General features: G+C 71.7%; 15 protein-coding genes. 9 read left to right on the top strand and 6 right to left on the bottom strand.

Annotated features, from left to right (window positions below; genetic code table 11):
* Positions 1-44: 44 nt before the first annotated feature.
* Positions 45-326: an antibiotic biosynthesis monooxygenase family protein gene (locus QSK34_RS01540; RefSeq protein WP_030450688.1), complete on the bottom strand. Its 282-nt coding sequence runs from the start codon at positions 324-326 to the stop codon at positions 45-47.
* Positions 327-380: 54 nt separating this feature from the next.
* Between QSK34_RS01540 and QSK34_RS01535 the strand changes: the two genes are divergently transcribed.
* The 6 genes from QSK34_RS01535 to QSK34_RS01510 are packed head-to-tail and all read left to right on the top strand — an operon-like array spanning position 381 to position 4,293.
* Positions 381-776, top strand: a complete 396-nt coding sequence (locus tag QSK34_RS01535) for a DUF6703 family protein (protein WP_285579072.1) — start codon at positions 381-383, stop codon at positions 774-776.
* 46 nt (positions 777-822) lie between these two features.
* Positions 823-1,740 carry a metal ABC transporter substrate-binding protein gene (locus tag QSK34_RS01530; protein WP_285579070.1) on the top strand — a complete coding sequence of 306 codons (918 nt, stop codon included), beginning with the start codon at positions 823-825 and terminating at the stop codon, positions 1,738-1,740.
* Positions 1,741-1,754: 14 nt separating this feature from the next.
* Entirely contained in the window at positions 1,755-2,537 is a 783-nt protein-coding gene (locus tag QSK34_RS01525) for a metal ABC transporter ATP-binding protein (RefSeq protein WP_285579068.1), read from the top strand.
* On the top strand, positions 2,534-3,364 hold the full coding sequence (locus QSK34_RS01520; protein ID WP_161480372.1) for a metal ABC transporter permease: 831 nt from the start codon (positions 2,534-2,536) through the stop codon (positions 3,362-3,364). The genes QSK34_RS01525 and QSK34_RS01520 overlap by 4 nt, the downstream gene beginning before the upstream one ends.
* Entirely contained in the window at positions 3,361-3,738 is a 378-nt protein-coding gene (locus QSK34_RS01515) for a Fur family transcriptional regulator (RefSeq protein ID WP_285579063.1), read from the top strand. Before QSK34_RS01520 ends, QSK34_RS01515 begins: the two co-directional genes overlap by 4 nt.
* Positions 3,739-3,768: 30 nt before the next feature.
* Positions 3,769-4,293, top strand: coding sequence for a CGNR zinc finger domain-containing protein (locus QSK34_RS01510; protein WP_285579061.1), 525 nt, complete (start codon positions 3,769-3,771; stop codon positions 4,291-4,293).
* On the opposite strand, the gene QSK34_RS01505 is transcribed toward QSK34_RS01510, so the two are convergent.
* The 3 genes from QSK34_RS01505 to recO are packed head-to-tail and all read right to left on the bottom strand — an operon-like array spanning position 4,290 to position 7,440.
* Positions 4,290-5,060 carry an isoprenyl transferase gene (locus tag QSK34_RS01505; RefSeq protein ID WP_161480375.1) on the bottom strand — a complete coding sequence of 257 codons (771 nt, stop codon included), beginning with the start codon at positions 5,058-5,060 and terminating at the stop codon, positions 4,290-4,292. The genes QSK34_RS01510 and QSK34_RS01505 overlap by 4 nt on opposite strands.
* 42 nt (positions 5,061-5,102) lie before the next feature.
* Positions 5,103-6,680 carry a hypothetical protein gene (locus QSK34_RS01500; RefSeq protein WP_285579058.1) on the bottom strand — a complete coding sequence of 526 codons (1,578 nt, stop codon included), beginning with the start codon at positions 6,678-6,680 and terminating at the stop codon, positions 5,103-5,105.
* Positions 6,681-6,699: 19 nt separating this feature from the next.
* Positions 6,700-7,440, bottom strand: a complete 741-nt coding sequence (gene recO, locus QSK34_RS01495) for a DNA repair protein RecO (RefSeq protein WP_285579057.1) — start codon at positions 7,438-7,440, stop codon at positions 6,700-6,702.
* Between the two features lie 168 nt (positions 7,441-7,608).
* On the opposite strand from recO, the gene QSK34_RS01490 reads away from it, so the two are divergent.
* Together QSK34_RS01490 and QSK34_RS01485 are read left to right on the top strand one after the other, a co-directional pair.
* The gene (locus tag QSK34_RS01490) at positions 7,609-9,144 is read left to right on the top strand and encodes a CDP-alcohol phosphatidyltransferase family protein (protein ID WP_285579055.1); all 1,536 of its coding nucleotides are present in this window, start codon (positions 7,609-7,611) and stop codon (positions 9,142-9,144) included.
* Positions 9,141-9,857, top strand: a complete 717-nt coding sequence (locus QSK34_RS01485) for a DUF5941 domain-containing protein (RefSeq protein ID WP_285579054.1) — start codon at positions 9,141-9,143, stop codon at positions 9,855-9,857. Before QSK34_RS01490 ends, QSK34_RS01485 begins: the two co-directional genes overlap by 4 nt.
* 23 nt (positions 9,858-9,880) lie before the next feature.
* Here the strand turns inward: QSK34_RS01485 and QSK34_RS01480 are convergent, their stop codons facing one another.
* Together QSK34_RS01480 and QSK34_RS01475 are read right to left on the bottom strand one after the other, a co-directional pair.
* On the bottom strand, positions 9,881-10,537 hold the full coding sequence (locus QSK34_RS01480; protein ID WP_285579052.1) for a hemerythrin domain-containing protein: 657 nt from the start codon (positions 10,535-10,537) through the stop codon (positions 9,881-9,883).
* Between the two features lie 38 nt (positions 10,538-10,575).
* The gene (locus QSK34_RS01475; protein WP_285579050.1) at positions 10,576-11,235 is read right to left on the bottom strand and encodes a hemerythrin domain-containing protein; all 660 of its coding nucleotides are present in this window, start codon (positions 11,233-11,235) and stop codon (positions 10,576-10,578) included.
* Positions 11,236-11,329: 94 nt separating this feature from the next.
* Between QSK34_RS01475 and QSK34_RS01470 the strand changes: the two genes are divergently transcribed.
* Entirely contained in the window at positions 11,330-14,710 is a 3,381-nt protein-coding gene (locus QSK34_RS01470; protein WP_285579048.1) for an ATP-binding protein, read from the top strand.
* Positions 14,711-14,730: the final 20 nt, after the last annotated feature.

The following is a 14,730-nucleotide window of genomic DNA, read 5'->3' as shown; positions in this document are numbered from 1 at the left end:
GGTGTCGGCGATGGGAAAACGGGAATGGCGCAAGCTTAGTGGGCTCAGCCCTTGGGATAGACCTGCTCGAACGCCCCGGGCTCGTTGATCATCAGGGTCATCAGCGGATACATGGTCATGCGGGCCGCCGACAGGGCGCGGCGGTAGAACCCGGCGCCCTCCCACTCGCTCACCAGAGCCCACAGGTTGGGCTCGTCGACCGAGCGGCCGACCTGGCCGCGCAGGAAGCCGCTCTGCGCCGAGAAGAGGTCGATCACCTCGCGGGCGTGCAGTTCGAACTCCTCGGCCCTGGCTTCGGGCACGGAATAGCGGATCACGGCCAGCATGAGCCCAAGCATGCCATCAGCCGGGGGTCTTCCACCTGCGAGTAACCTCGACGGGTGGCCAACCGTCGACCCCGCCATCCGCTCGCCCAGTCTTCGAACCAGCCGCAGAGGAAGAAGAAGGCCCCGCGGCCGCTGCCGCCCGGCGAGCAGTTCTTCACGCCCGGCGCGACCGGGCTGCGCAAGACCGTCGAGACCCGCAGCGCGCCGCTGCTCGTCTACCTCTACCAGATGCCGAAGTGGCTGCTGCCGGTCGTGCTGGTGGCCTTCTTCATCGGCGGGTTCGCCCTCCCCGACTGGCGCGGCGGCCTGTGCATGCTGCCGGTGATCGCCTTCACGGGATGGCTCGCCTACCTGTCGTGGCCCTCGCTCCGGGTGGGCGCGCGGGTGCTGCGGCTGGCGCTCCTCGCGTTCCTGCTGGCAGTGGCGGTGACACGGTTCGGAGCCCTCTAGACCGTTTTGACAATCATTTTCATTTTCTGGCACACTCTGTCGGGTGATGCCCGGAAATGTTGTGCGCTTCATCGCCGGATCCGCCCTCGTCCTGACGGCCGCCTGTGGAGGTTCCACGGCGGCCGAGACAGGCAAGCCGGTGGTGGACGCGGCGTTCTTCCCCCTGCAGTGGCTCGCCGAGAAGGTCGGCGGCCCCGACGTGACCGTCGAGGGCCTGACCAAGCCCGGGGTCGAACCCCACGACCTCGAACTCACCCCGCAGCAGGTGGCCGGGGTGGCCGAGGCCTCTCTGGTCGTGTACGTCAAGGGCGTGCAGCCCGCCGTCGACGAGGCGGTGGCCCAGCACGCCGCCGACCGGGGGTTCGACGCGGCCTCGGCCGTGCCCACCCTTGCGGCCGTCCACGACGAACACGCGGAAGAGGAGGAGCACGGCCACGAGGAGGAGGAGCTCGCCTACGACCCCCACCTCTGGCTCGACCCCTCCCGTATGGCCACGCTCGCGAACGCGCTCGGCGGGCGGCTCGCCGAGGCCGATCCGGCCCACGGGGCGGCGTACAAGGAACGGGCGAAGCAGACCGCGGCGGCGCTGACCACCCTCGACGCCGAGTTCGCCAAGGGCCTGGAGACCTGCGCCAACCGCACGATCGTCACCGCCCACACCGCGTTCGGCTACCTCGCGAACCGCTACAAGCTCGAACAGGTCGGCATCGGCGGCATCGACCCCGACGCCGAACCGTCTCCTGCCCGTTTGGCCGAGGCCGCCCGGATCGCGAAGGAGAAGAAGGTGACTACCATTTTCACCGAGGAGCTCGTCAGCCCGAAGGTCGCCGAGGTCCTCGCGAGCGAGGTCGGGGCCAAGACGGCGGTTCTCAATCCGCTGGAGAGCCCTCCCCAGGGTGGTGACTACGTCTCCGGCATGACCGCCAACCTCACCGCGCTTCGCACCGCACTCGGCTGCCAGTGACCGGAAGGCGACCCATGAGCACGGCTTTCGACATGACCGCCGGTCAGGTGACGATCGACGGCAGGAAGATCCTGCGCGGCATCGACCTGACCGTCGACGAGGGCGAGGTCGTGGCCGTGCTCGGCGCCAACGGCTCCGGCAAGTCGACCCTGGTCCGCGCCCTGCTCGGGGTCCAGCCGCTCTCCGGCGGCAGCACGCTCCTGTACGGCCGCCCGCCCGCCCGCTTCCGGGAGTGGTGGCGGATCGGCTACGTGCCCCAGCGGCTGTCGGTCGGCGGCGGCGTCCCGGCGACGGTCCGCGAGGTCGTCGCCTCGGGCCGGATCGCCCGGCAGCGGCGCGGCCGCTTCACCAGTTCGGCCGACCGCCAGGCGGTCGCGGCGGCCCTCGATGAGGTCGGCCTCTCCGGCCGCGCGGGCGACCCCGTGTCGTCGCTCTCGGGCGGCCAGCAGCAGCGGGTGCTGATCGCCCGCGCGCTGGCCGGTGAGCCCGACGCGTTCGTCCTCGACGAGCCGACCGCCGGCGTCGACGCCGGCAGCCAGCGCATGCTCGCCGACACCCTGCGCGGCCTGGTCGAACGCGGCCGGACGGTGGTCCTGGTGGCCCACGAGCTGGGCCCGCTCGAACCCCTGATCAGCAGGGCGGTCGTGCTCAACCAGGGGTGCAAGGTCCACGACGGCGCCCCGCCGACGGCCGTCGGAACCCACGCGCTGCCCGGCCACGACCACGTCCACCCCCACGAGCCGGCCCCGGCGGAGAGCCCCGTGCCGAGCTGGGTCCTGGCGCAGGAGAAGGCATGACCATCTTCCACCTCGACTTCATGCGGTACGCCCTCGTCGCCGCCGTCATGGTCGGGCTGACCGCCCCCGCCGTCGGCACGTTCATCGTGCAGCGGCGGCTGGCCCTGCTCGGCGACGGCATCGGCCACGTCGCGCTGACGGGGGTGGCGCTCGGTTTCCTCACCGGCACCGCCCCGGTCGCGACCGCCGTCGTGGTGGCCGCGCTGGGGGCCGTGGCGATCGAGATGGTCCGGGCGCGCGGCAAGACCAGCGGCGACGTCGCGCTGGCCCTGCTGTTCTACGGCGGCCTGGCCGGCGGTGTGATGATCATCTACCTGACGCCGGGCGAGAGCACCGCGTCCCTCAACTCCTACCTGTTCGGCGCGATCACCAGCGTCGACTCGACCGACCTGTGGGTCATCGCGGGCCTCGCGGTGGCCGTCCTGGCGTTGCTGGCGGTCTTCGGCCGGGAGCTCTTCGTGCTCTGCCAGGACGAGGAGGTGGCCCGGGCCAGCGGCCTGCCGGTCAGGTTCCTCGGCCTGCTCATCGCCGTGATCGCGTCGGTCACCGTGGTCGTCGCCATGCGGGCCGTCGGCCTGCTGCTCGTCAGCGCGCTTATGGTTGTGCCGGTGGCCACCTCACAGCAGCTCACCCGGAGCTTCCGGACCACCATGGCGTTGTCGATGGTCTTCGGTGTGCTCGCCACCGTGGGCGGTCTGACGTCGTCCTTCTACCTCGACGTCCCCTCGGGGGCGACGATCGTGCTGCTCGCCCTCGCCGGGTTCGCGGTCGCGCTCGGGATCGGTAGATTCGTGAGGCGGAGCCGTACAGGGGAGTCGACAGCATGAGCAGAAGCCGCGACGCGGTGCACGAGATCCTTCGCCAGAGCGCCGCGTTCCGCAGCGCGCAGGACATCTTCACCGAGATGCGCGCCGACGGCTCGAAGATCGGCCTGACCACCATCTACCGCGCCCTCCAGGCGCTCAACGACGACGGCCGGGTCGACGTCCTGCGCACCGACGACGGCGAGGCCGTCTACCGCGCCTGCGCCACCGCCGCCCACCACCACCACCTGGTCTGCCGCGGCTGCGGCCGCACGGTCGAGGTCGACGGCCCCGACGTGGAGGTGTGGGCCGAGCGGGTCGGCGCCGAACACGGCTTCACCGCCATCACCCACACCGTCGAGGTGTTCGGCACCTGCGGAGCGTGCGCGAAGGGTTAGAGTTCCTGGACACGCGACACAGGAGCTGCGATGCCGTTCAGTCACGACATGGTGCACTCTCTGGCCACTGCGGTCGATCTGGTCAACTCCCCGCCCGGCGACCTCGACGAGCTCGGCGCCCTAGTGCTCCGGCGCCAGGTGAGCGGCGTGGAGTTCGTCAACGCGACCGACCTGGCCGAGGTCCAGGCCCTCTCGGCCGCCTTCCACCAGGTCTTCACCGCCCCCGACGAGGACACGGCGGTCACCCTGCTGAACACCCTGCTGGGCCGCACCCGCATCACCCCGAGCCTGACCAGGCACGACGGCTTCGCCCTCCACGTCCACTACTTCGCGCCCGGCGCGTCGCTGGCCGAACACCTGGCCGCCGACTGCGGCGTGGCGCTGGCCCACGTGCTGGTCGAGGGCGAGGGGGAGCGCCTGCGCACCTGCTCGGCCCCCGACTGCGCGAACGTCTTCGTCGACGAGTCACGGAACCGGTCCCGGGTCTACTGCGACTCGCGCACCTGCGGCAACCGCATGCACGTCGCCGCCTACCGCGCCCGCAGACGCGCCTAGACCGGGTTCGGCACCGCCCCGCCGTAGCGGCGGTCCCGGCTGGCGTAGATCTCGCACGCCTGCCACAGGTCCCGCCGGTCGAAGTCGGGCCACAGGCGGTTCAGGAAGACCATCTCCGCGTACGCCGACTGCCAGAGCAGGAAGTTGCTGGTCCGCTGCTCCCCCGACGACCGGATGAACAGGTCGACGTCGGGGATCTCGGGCTGGTGGAGGTAGCGCGCGAAGGTCTTCTCGTTGACCTTGCCCGGCTTCACCCGCCCGGCCTGGACGTCGGCCGCCAGCTTGAGCGCGGCGTCGACGATCTCGGCCCGGCCGCCGTAGTTGACGCAGAACTGCAGCGTCAGGGTCGAGTTGGTCCTGGTCATCGCCTCGGCCTCGGTGAGCTCCTGGATGACCGACTTCCACAACCGCCCCGGACGCCCCGACCAGCGGACCCGCACCCCCATGGCGTTCAGCTCGTCGCGGCGGCGGCGGATGACGTCACGGTTGAACCCCATCAGGAACCGGACCTCGTCGGGCGACCGCTTCCAGTTCTCCGTGGAAAAGGCGTAGGCCGACAGGTAGGGGATGCCCATCTCGATGGCGCCCTCGATGACGTCGAACAGCGACGCCTCCCCCATCTCGTGACCCTTGGTGCGCGGCAGGCCGCGCTGCTTGGCCCACCGGCCGTTGCCGTCCATGACGATCGCGACGTGACGGGGGACCAGATCCGCGGGCAGGGCGGGCGGGGTGGCCCCGGAAGGGTGGGGCGACGGGGGACGAACCATGGTCCCTGAGCGTATTCGGTCCAGGACGGTCCTCGTTCCGCCTCAGTTGCGGTTGAACAGGCGCATGAGGCCGGCGATCACGGCGGTGCCGAGACCCCAGCCGAACAGGATGAGTGCCCACGCGAACCAGCGGGTGCCGTCGACGGGCTGCCAGTAGGGCTCCTGTTTCAGGTCGGCGACCGGGAGGAGCAGATCGAGGGTGTAGACGACCGGCTCGAAGTGGCGCGGCGTCTTCGGGTCGACGGCTGCGGGCGGCCAGACGGAGAAGATCGTGGCACCCGTCGCCAGCAGGGCGGCCAGCCAGATTCCCGCGAGCCACGTCCGGTAGCCGAATCCCACGGTCACCTCGGAGAACCAGCTCATGGCCCTGCCACCGGCCGTCAGAGTCCTCCGACGGCGGCGGTGACGTTCGAGCGCGACCCGGCGGGCGGCGGCCTCGTCGCCGCGGGCCCGGTACACGGCGCTGAGCTGTTCGAAAGGGTGCGGAGAGAAGCCGCCCTCGTCGCGGTCGAGCCATGTCAACCGGTCGCGGACACCGATCCCGCCGTCGTCCCTGATCGCGCCGTAGGCGCAACCCTCCAGACGGATCCGGCGCGGCCACGCGTCGCGGTCGTCTTCGATCACGCCGAACTTCGCGCCTTCGAGGTTCAGGGAATCCGGTCCCTCCGCGAACCTGACCCTGACGGCTCGCGCCTCGGCGAAGGAGAAGTCGACGCAGGAGTCTTCGGCGAAGACCGTCTTGTCAAGGTCGATGTCACCGCCGACCCGCGCTCCTGATCCGTCGAACCCGCCGTTCAGTTCGGCGCCGTGGAAATACACGTTGCGCCCGATGGCGGCGCGGGTGATGTTGACGCATTCACCGGAAGTCCCGGCTATCCGGCTGTGCTGCGCTCCGATGCCTCCGCCGATCTCCGCGGCGCGCAGATAGATCCGGCCGGTGGCACGGAATCCGCGGTCGACGAATACGCTCTCACCGACCTTCACCCGTTCGGCGTGAATCGCCGACACCTCTACCGGCCGGAAATCCGATCCGCGTGCGGTGAACAATCCGCCGACGTGCGCGCTGATCACGCGGAGCTGCCCGCAGACCAGCGAGTCGCGGACGAACAATCCCCCTTCGATCCTCGCGCGGCTGAGATAGACCGCCGTCTTTTCGCCGGGGTGCAGGTGCACCTTCGACACGCGCAGGTCGCCGCCGATCCGGGCGCCCTGCAGGTCGATCGGACCCATCACCGCGGAGCCGTCGGTGATCTCCAAGTCTCCTTGTGTACGCAGGTCAGAGCCGTACAGGAAGGCGATCCTGCAGTCGTGGAGGCGGATCGTGACGGCGGTGGCGTCGGCCAGGTTGATGCCGCCCTCGAAATCGCATCCCGTCATCGACACGGGTGCGGTGATGGCGCCCGCTTCGAGCACGAGTTCCTCGGTTATCCGGGCTCCGGTGACGCGTAATGCGGGACGCGCGCCCCGTGGAAGGTCACACGCGCCGAAAAGGACCGCGGCGATGACGTCGGCGCGTACCCGGCGGTCGAAGAGTCGCGTGAGATCGACAGGCGCTCCCACGGGAAACGCGGCGACGATCTTCTTTTCGGCGATGTTGAGATCGGCCGGCAGGAGTTCCACCGCCCGAAATGTAGCGAACTCAGGACGGCGCGAGGCCGCGTTCGACGTGTTTGAGTGACCTGATCCCGTGCTCCAGGTGCCACTGCAGGTAGGCCGCCACCAGCCCGCTGCACTCCACCCGGTTCCGGGCCTCCGAGGCGTCGGCCGCCTCCCAGTCGCCGCGCAGCAGGGCGATCATCAGTGCGATCGTCTCGGCCGCCGGGACCGCCGCGCCCGACGGGCGGCAGTTGGCGCACACCACGCCGCCGGCCACGATCGCGAACGCCCTGACCGCCTCCGCGCCGCAGCGGGCGCATTCCGACAGGGCGGGGGCGTAGCCCGCCACCGCCAGGGAGCGGAGGAAGAAGGCGTCGAGGACCAGGCGGGGTTCGTGGGAGCCGTCGACCAGGGTTCGCAGGCCGCCGACCAGCAGGAGGAACTGGCGGAGGGCGGGTTCCTTCTCGCCCAGGGTCAGGCGGTCGGCGGTTTCCAGCATGGCCGTGCCGGCCGTGTAGCGGGGGTAGTCGGAGACCAGGGGTTCGCCGTAGGGGCGGATGGTCTCGCACTGGGTGACCATGTCGAGGGAGCGGCCGGTGTGGAACTGGACGTCGACGTGGGTGAAGGGTTCGAGGCGGGCGCCGAAGCGGGACTTGGTCTTGCGGACGCCCTTGGCGACCGCTCTGACCTTGCCGGTGCGTCTGGTCAGGATCGTGATGATGCGGTCGGCCTCGCCCAGTTTGTGGGTGCGCAGGACGACGCCCTCGTCACGGTAGAGACTCACGGCGTCAGCCTACTCGGGTCACGTTTGGTGAAATTTAGGTAAGTAACCTCGTGGCGCTGTCTATACGTCCGGTAAACCTGTGGTGCGACGGGTTAACCGAAAGGTCACTAAGCTTTGGCCTCTGCGTGGGTTTCCTCCCCCCGCCGCATGAACCAGAGAAAGGGTGCCATGACCCGCGTGGTGCTGCTGGGCTCCGAAAACGGAGCGCCCCCGCTGCCGCTCACCGGCCTGCCGGGCTCCCCCATGGCCTTCCAGCGGCTGATCGACCAGGCCGCGGCTTACGACCCCGAGCCGGTCATGATCGTTCGGCCAGGTCAAGCCGCATTTTACCCGGGCGCCCGGACGGTGGAAAGCGCCGACCGGGCCGGGGACCTGCGGGCGATCGCCGAGGTGGCCGCGGGGCTGGACGAGGACCTGCTGGTCCTCCCGGCCGATTCGCTGATCCACGACGAGCTGATCTACCAGCTCGTGAAGTCCAAGCGGGGCGCCGTCGCCCTGGTCGTCCGCGAGGAGCGGGACCCCGACGCCCCCGAGCCGCCGCCCATCGAGGAGGCGGTGCCCGAGATCGGGATGAACGTACTGGAAGGGCGTCCCCAGCGGGCCCGCATCAGCAAGACGCGGGTGATCTCGCAGGGCAGCGCCTACCACCAGGTGACCCGGCCCAACGCGGCGCTGCTCGGGCCGCTGCACCTCAAGGCGAGCCAGGTCGCCAACCTGGCCGAGGCGGCCCGCGACGTGGCCGAGTTCGCCTCGCTCACCGGGCCGGAAGACGGCGTGACCGAGCTGCTGGTGCTGGGGCTGGTCCGCCGCGGCGTGTCGGTCGGCATCCGGGGCCGCCGTGACCTGTTCTACCGGCAGGTCGACGCCGGGAACGTGGACGAGGCCGTGCGGGAGTTCCTGACCTTCGACGAGGACCGGGCCCGGCTCGACAACGCCGTGAAGGGCGCCGACGGGTTCTTCACGACCTACTTCGTCAGCACGTACTCGCGGTTCATCGCGCGCTGGGCGGCGCGGCGGGGGCTGACCCCCAACCAGGTCACGCTGATCTCGATCGCGCTGGGGCTGCTGGCCGCGGGCGCGTTCGCGACCGGCGGGCGGCCCGGTTACGTCGCCGGCGGCGTGCTGATCTACTTCGCGTTCGTCTTCGACTGCGTCGACGGGCAGGTCGCCCGGTACGCCCGCAAGTTCGGCGTCCTCGGGGCCTGGCTCGACGCGACGTTCGACCGGTTCAAGGAGTACGCCGTCTTCGTCGGCCTCGCCGTCGGGGCCACGGTCTCCGGGCAGTTCGGCGACGGCGAGGAGATCTGGACGCTGGCCCTGGTCGCGCTGGCGCTCCAGTCGGTCAAGCACCTGCTCGACTTCTCCTTCGGCGCGGCCAACCGCCGCAAGCCGCCGAACCCGCTGCCGACGCTCGACCTGGCCGTGGCCGACGACCGGCCGCTGCGCGACGCCCTCGAGGTGCGCAAGGCCACCAGTGGCGGCGCGGTCAAGAACCTGCTGCGGTTGTGGACGAAGGCCGGGAAGTTCCGGACCGTCCACTGGGCCCGCAAGATGATCGTCTTCCCCATCGGCGAGCGGTTCGCCGCCATCGCCGTCGTCACCGCGTTCTTCGACCCCAGGGTCACGTTCCTGGTGCTGATCACCTGGGGCGGCATCGCGGCCACGTACACCCTGACCGGACGTCTCCTGAGGTCGATGGCATGATCACGCACCCCCAGCCCGAGCCCGAGGTCCTCGACCCCCACCTGGAGCGGCAGCGGGTGCAGACCGCGCGCCTGGTGGCCTACCGCGACGACGGCCCGCTGGTCACGCTGCTGAAGCCCCGGCTGGGCCGCGGGCTGCCGCCGGTGCCGATGACGCTGGCGGCGCTGCTGGCGATCGTCGCGCTGGCGGTGACCGGGTCGCTGACCGAGGGGCCGATGCTGCTGGTGCCCGCGGTGGTGCTGACCGTGCTGGTGCTGCCGACGGCCTCGCACGACCACCTGGGGCGGTTCGACTGGCTGACCCCGCCGCTGCTCCGGGCGGCCGAGTTCCTGACGATCATCCTGATCGGGCTGGCCTCCGGCACCCCGAAGTGGCTGCTGTTCGTGCTGCTCTACATCGTGGGCTACCACACCTACGACACCGTCTACCGGACCCGCCAGAGCATCTGGCCCCCGGCGTGGATCTTCCAGGCCGGTCTCGGCTGGGAGGTGCGGCTGCTCGTGCTCGGCGTGGGCGCCGCGATCGGCACGCTGACCTGGGTGGCGGGCGCGCTGACCCTCTACCTGGTGGTGCTGTTCTCGGTCGAGAGCGTCAACAGCTGGGTGCGGCTCGACAAGCAGTCGGCGCTGGCGGTGGCCAACGCCGAGCAGGATCTTGAGGCCAGCCCCGAGGACGCGGTCGAGGCCGCCACGGGCGACGCCGAGGCGAACTAGCCCTCGCAGGCGGACGGGCCGGTTCAGCCGCGCACCAGCGCCTTGCGCGTGGCGTAGAAGCGCCTCCCCGCCAGGTTCCACGCGAGCTTGGCGGGGGCGGGCAGGTTGCCCATGAAGTGGGCGCGTTCCTCGGGGGTGGCGTCCTCCAGGATCGCGCCCAGCACGATCAGCTGCTGCTTCAGCGAACCCGCCGACGCCTCCTTGACGCCGCGTTCGCCCATCTCGTTCCACTCGGCCACCGTGATGTGCTCGGTGACCAGTGGCAGGATGTGCGTCTCCTCCTCGCGCAGGTGCTCGTCGAGGGCCTCGTGGTGGTCGGTGAGCAGGTCGGCGAGGCGGTCGCGGGTGACCGGGTCGGCGGTGCGCTCGAACTCGGGCAGCAGGTCGCCGATCCGGCGGATGGTGTCGGCGATGTACTCGTGCTGGTGCTCCATCCGGTTGACCAGGTCGGCCTCCAGGGTGACCCGGGCGAGCAGCTTCGGCCACAGGAGGTCGTCCTCGCCGGTGTGGTGGGTGTGCAGGCCCTCGGCGTAGCCCCGGTAGTGCTCCGCCATGAGGGCGGCGCGGGCGACGTCACCGGGCCTGACCCGGCGGAACAGCTCGGGCATCATCTTCGACTCGCGCCGGAAGACCCGGTGGATCATGACCATCTCTTGGACGTAGGGGCGTTCGTTCGTCATGCGCTCCAGGGTGGGACGGGGCACTTGGAGCTGATTGGTCAGCGTCTTGAAGGGCCGCGTACCAGCGCCACCTGGCGCGCGTAGCGGCGGCGGCCCACCAGGAACCAGGCCAGCCGGGCGGCCGGGGGCAGGGTGCCGAGCAGGTGGGCCCGTTCGGCCGGGGTGGCCTCCTCCAGCAGGGCGCCGAGGAACAGCAGCAGCTTGTCGTTGGGGGTCGCGGTGGCGAACCGGGCCCCGGCGGCGGCGTACTCGGCGGCCGTGAGGTGCTCCTCGATCAGGCTCAGGATGTGTTTCTCCTCGTCGTCGAGGTGTTCGAGGAGGGCGGCCCGGTGGTCGGCGTACAGGCCGGCGAGGTGGTCGCGCAGGGCGGGGTCGGCGGTGCGCTCCCATTCGGGCAGGGCCGCGTCGATGCGGTCGAGCCCGGACTGGACGCGTTCGTGCTGGTGTTCCATGCGGATCACCAGGTCGGCCTCCAGGTCGACCCGGGCCAGCAGTTTGGGCCAGATGAGGTCGTCCTCGCCCTTGTGGTGGTGGTGCAGGCCAAGGGCGTAGTCGCGGTGGTGGGCGGCCAGGATCCGGGCGCGCGCCACGTCACCGGCGGCGACGGCGGGCACGAGTTCGGCGAGAATCCGGGACTCGCGGCGGAACACCCGGTGGACCACGAGCATGTCGTGGGTGTCGGGCCGATCGGCAGACATGATTGACTTCCCTTTCCGTCGAGGTCAGGCCCTTAATGTCCGCCATGCGGCTTGAAGGTCTCTTGGGATGTTCTGGGGGGTATAACCTGGCCGCGTGACCGTTCGTGTACGGGTGCTTGGTCCCCTCCAAGCGGACGTCGACGGGCGTTCGGTGCCCCTCGGCGGGCCACGCCAGCGCGCCGTGCTCGCCCTCCTGGTCGCCTCACGCGGAGACGTCGTCTCCGTCGACCGCATGATCGAGGACCTGTGGCGCGGGGAACCCCCGGCCAAGGCCATCGCGTCGCTCCAGTCCTATGTGGCCAACCTGCGCCGCCTGCTCGAACCCGGCCGGCCGCCGCGTGCCCCCGCCTCGGTGCTGGTGAGCGCCGCCCCCGGATACGCCGTCCGGCTCGACGCCGACGCCGTGGACGCCTGGCGGTTCGAACGTTCCGCCGCCGAGGCCCGCGCCCTGAGCGCCCGTGATCCCGCCGCCGCGCGCACGCTGCTGAGCGACGCCCTGGGCATCTGGCAGGGCCAGGCGTTCGCCGAGTTCGCCGACGAGGACTGGGCCGTCGCCGAAGCCGCCCGGCTGACCGAGGTGCGCCTGGTCGCCCAGGAACTGCTGGTCGAGACCACCCTGCGGTCGGCGCCGCCGGCGGACGCCGTACCGGCGGCCGAGATGCTGACGCGGCGCGAACCACTCCGCGAGGAGGGCTGGCGGCTGCTGGCCCTGGCCCTGTGGGGCAGCGGACGGCAGGCCGACGCGCTCGCGGCGCTGCGCCGGGCCCGCACCACCTTCGCCGACGAACTCGGGCTCGACCCCGGCCCGGCGCTGACCGACCTGGAAGACGCCGTGCTCGCGCAGCGGCTCGACCTGCTCCACGCCGCCACCCGCGTGCCCGGACCGGCCGAGACCGCGCAGGTCACGATCGCCGCGCCGCGCGCGGCCGAAAACTGGACCGATCCCACGGGCCCGCTGTTCGTCGGCCGCGACCTCGAACTGGCCGAGATCGCCGACGCCGCCGCCCGCGCCGCCGCCGGAGAGGCGGGCGTGGTGCTGATCAGCGGCGAGCCGGGGGCCGGGAAGTCGACCCTGATGGCGCGCATCGCCGACGACCTCGACCCCGCGGTCTGGCTGGTCGCGACCGGGCGCTGCCCCGAGACCGAGGGCGCGCCGCCCGCCTGGGCGTGGATCGAGGCGCTGGCGCCGCTGACCCGGACCACCCCGCTCGGCGAGCACGCCGAGGCGCTGGCCCCGCTGCTCGGCGACGCGCGCCCGCCCTCCGACGACGGCGCCGCCGGCCGGTTCCGCATGCACCGCGCCGCCTGCGCCTGGTTGCGCGCCATGACCCAGAGCACGGGTGCCCGGAAAGGGCAGGCGCTGGCGATCCTTCTCGACGACCTCCACCGGGCCGACGCCGAGACGCTCGGCCTGCTGGTCGCCGTGGCCCAGGAGCTGACCGCAGCGCGGGTGCTGCTGGTGGCCGCCTACCGGCCCTCCGACGTGACCGACGCCCAGGAGGACGCGCTGGCCGCGCTGGCCGCCCGCTCCCCCACGCGGCTCCACCTCGACGGCCTGTCCGAGGGCGACGTCGAGCGGCTCGTGACCTCGGTCTGCGGACGCGAGGTCGAGGCCGGGACCGTCGCCTGGATCGCCGAGCGCACCGGCGGGAACCCCTTCTACGTACGGGAGAGCGCCCGCCTCCTGGCCTCGGAGGGCAGCCTGGCGGGGGTGGCCCGGAGCGTTCCCGAAGGGGTGCGCGACGTCCTGCGGCGGCGGCTGGCCCGGCTGCCCGCGCCCGCCGTCACCGTGCTCCGGCTCGCCGCCGCCGTCGGCCGGGAGGCCGAGGTCGAGGTGCTGGTCGGCGCCGCCGACGCCGACGAGGACGGGGTGCTCGACGCCCTGGAGGCGGGCGTGCTGACCGGCCTGCTCACCGAGCCGTCGCCGGGCCGGGTGCGGTTCACCCACGCGCTGGTCCGCGACACCCTCTACCACGACCTCTCGCAGGTGCGCCTCACGCGCATGCACGCCCGCGTCGCCGACGCCCTGGCCGCCCTGCACCCCGACGACCACACCGCCCTGGCCCACCACTACGCCCGCGCGGGCACCTCGGCGACCGCCGAACGCGCCGTCGCCCACTCGGTCAAGGCCGCCGAACTGGCCACCCGCCGCTACGCCTACGACACCGCCACCGAACTCTACGAACAGGCGCTTGAGGCGTTCGAACGACTGCCCGCCCAGGCGATGGCCGACCGCGACGCCGCCAAGGTCGAACTGCTGGCCGCGCTGGTCCGCGCCCAGGTGCAGGACGGCGCGGTGGCGCACGCCCGGGTGACCCGCCAGAAGGCGGTGGAGATCGCCCAGGCGGCGGGCCGCGACGACCTGCTGATCGCCGCGTTCTCGTGCTGGACCGAGGCCACCCCGTGGCTCATCCGCCCCTACTCCTACGTCGACGAGCGCACCGTCGGGTTGATCACCCGGCTGCTGAGGCGGGGCGACCTCGACCCGGTCGTGCGCTGCCGTCTGCTGGAGATGGTCGTCTCCGAACTGGAGAACGAGGGCGACCCGCGCAGCGCCGCGGCCGCCGCCGAGCTGGAGGAGCTGGCCGCCACGCTCGACGACCCGGCGATGACGGCGCTGGCCCTCATCGTCCGGCTCAAGGAGACCCCGTTCGAGCTGGCGCCGCGGCGGGTCCTCGACCTGGCCGTGCGGCTGGCCGAGCTGGCCACCCGCCACGACCACCTGCTGGCCTACCGCTGGTACGGCGAGTTCGTCGCCGCCCGGGCCTGCTGGATGGTCGGTGACCTGCCCGGCATGCACGCGCACCTGAAGGCGGCCGGCGACCTCGCGGCGGCGTACCAGATGATCGAGGCGCGCGAGGTCACCAACGTCGCCCACGCGACGCTCCGCCACGTGGCCGGCGACCTCGACGGCGCCCTGGCGGCCTACGCCGCCGCCTTCGGCCTGCTGCACCGCAAGGGCTCGATCAACGCCGAGGGCGCCCACGCGCTGGCGGTCTTCTCGATCCGGCTGACCCAGGACCGGCACGGCGAGTACGCCGACATCGCCTGGGCCCTCCAGCAGGAGCACGGCGCGATCGTCAACGACCTGCTCGCGGTGGCGCTCTGCCGCGAGGGCCGCCTGAAGGAGGCCGCCGAGATCCGGACCCGGCTCGCCCCGATCCGCAAGGACTTCTACTACTCCCTCTACCTGGGCCTGCGCGCCATGGCGGCGACCCAGGTCGGCTCGCTGGAAGAGGTCAGGGAGATCCGCGAGCAACTGCTGCCGCTGCGTGACAGCTTGCCGGGCGCGGCCTCGTTGTCGGCCTCGCTGCGGCCGGTCGCCCACCTGCTGGGCGACCTGGCGGTGCGCCTGGGAGACCTCGCCGAGGCGGCCGACCACTACCGGCACGCGGCCGAGGTGGCCCGGCACCGGGGCGCGCCGCTGTGGGCGGCCGACGCGGAGAAGGCGCTGGCCGGGCTCCCGCAGGTGTGACCTTCCGGTCTCCAAGCCCA

The organism is Herbidospora sp. NBRC 101105 (assembly GCF_030269205.1).
Taxonomy (GTDB): Bacteria; Actinomycetota; Actinomycetes; order Streptosporangiales; family Streptosporangiaceae; genus Herbidospora; species Herbidospora solisilvae.
Note: the sequence above shows the minus strand (reverse complement) of the source record. Positions and strands in the feature narration are given on the sequence as shown.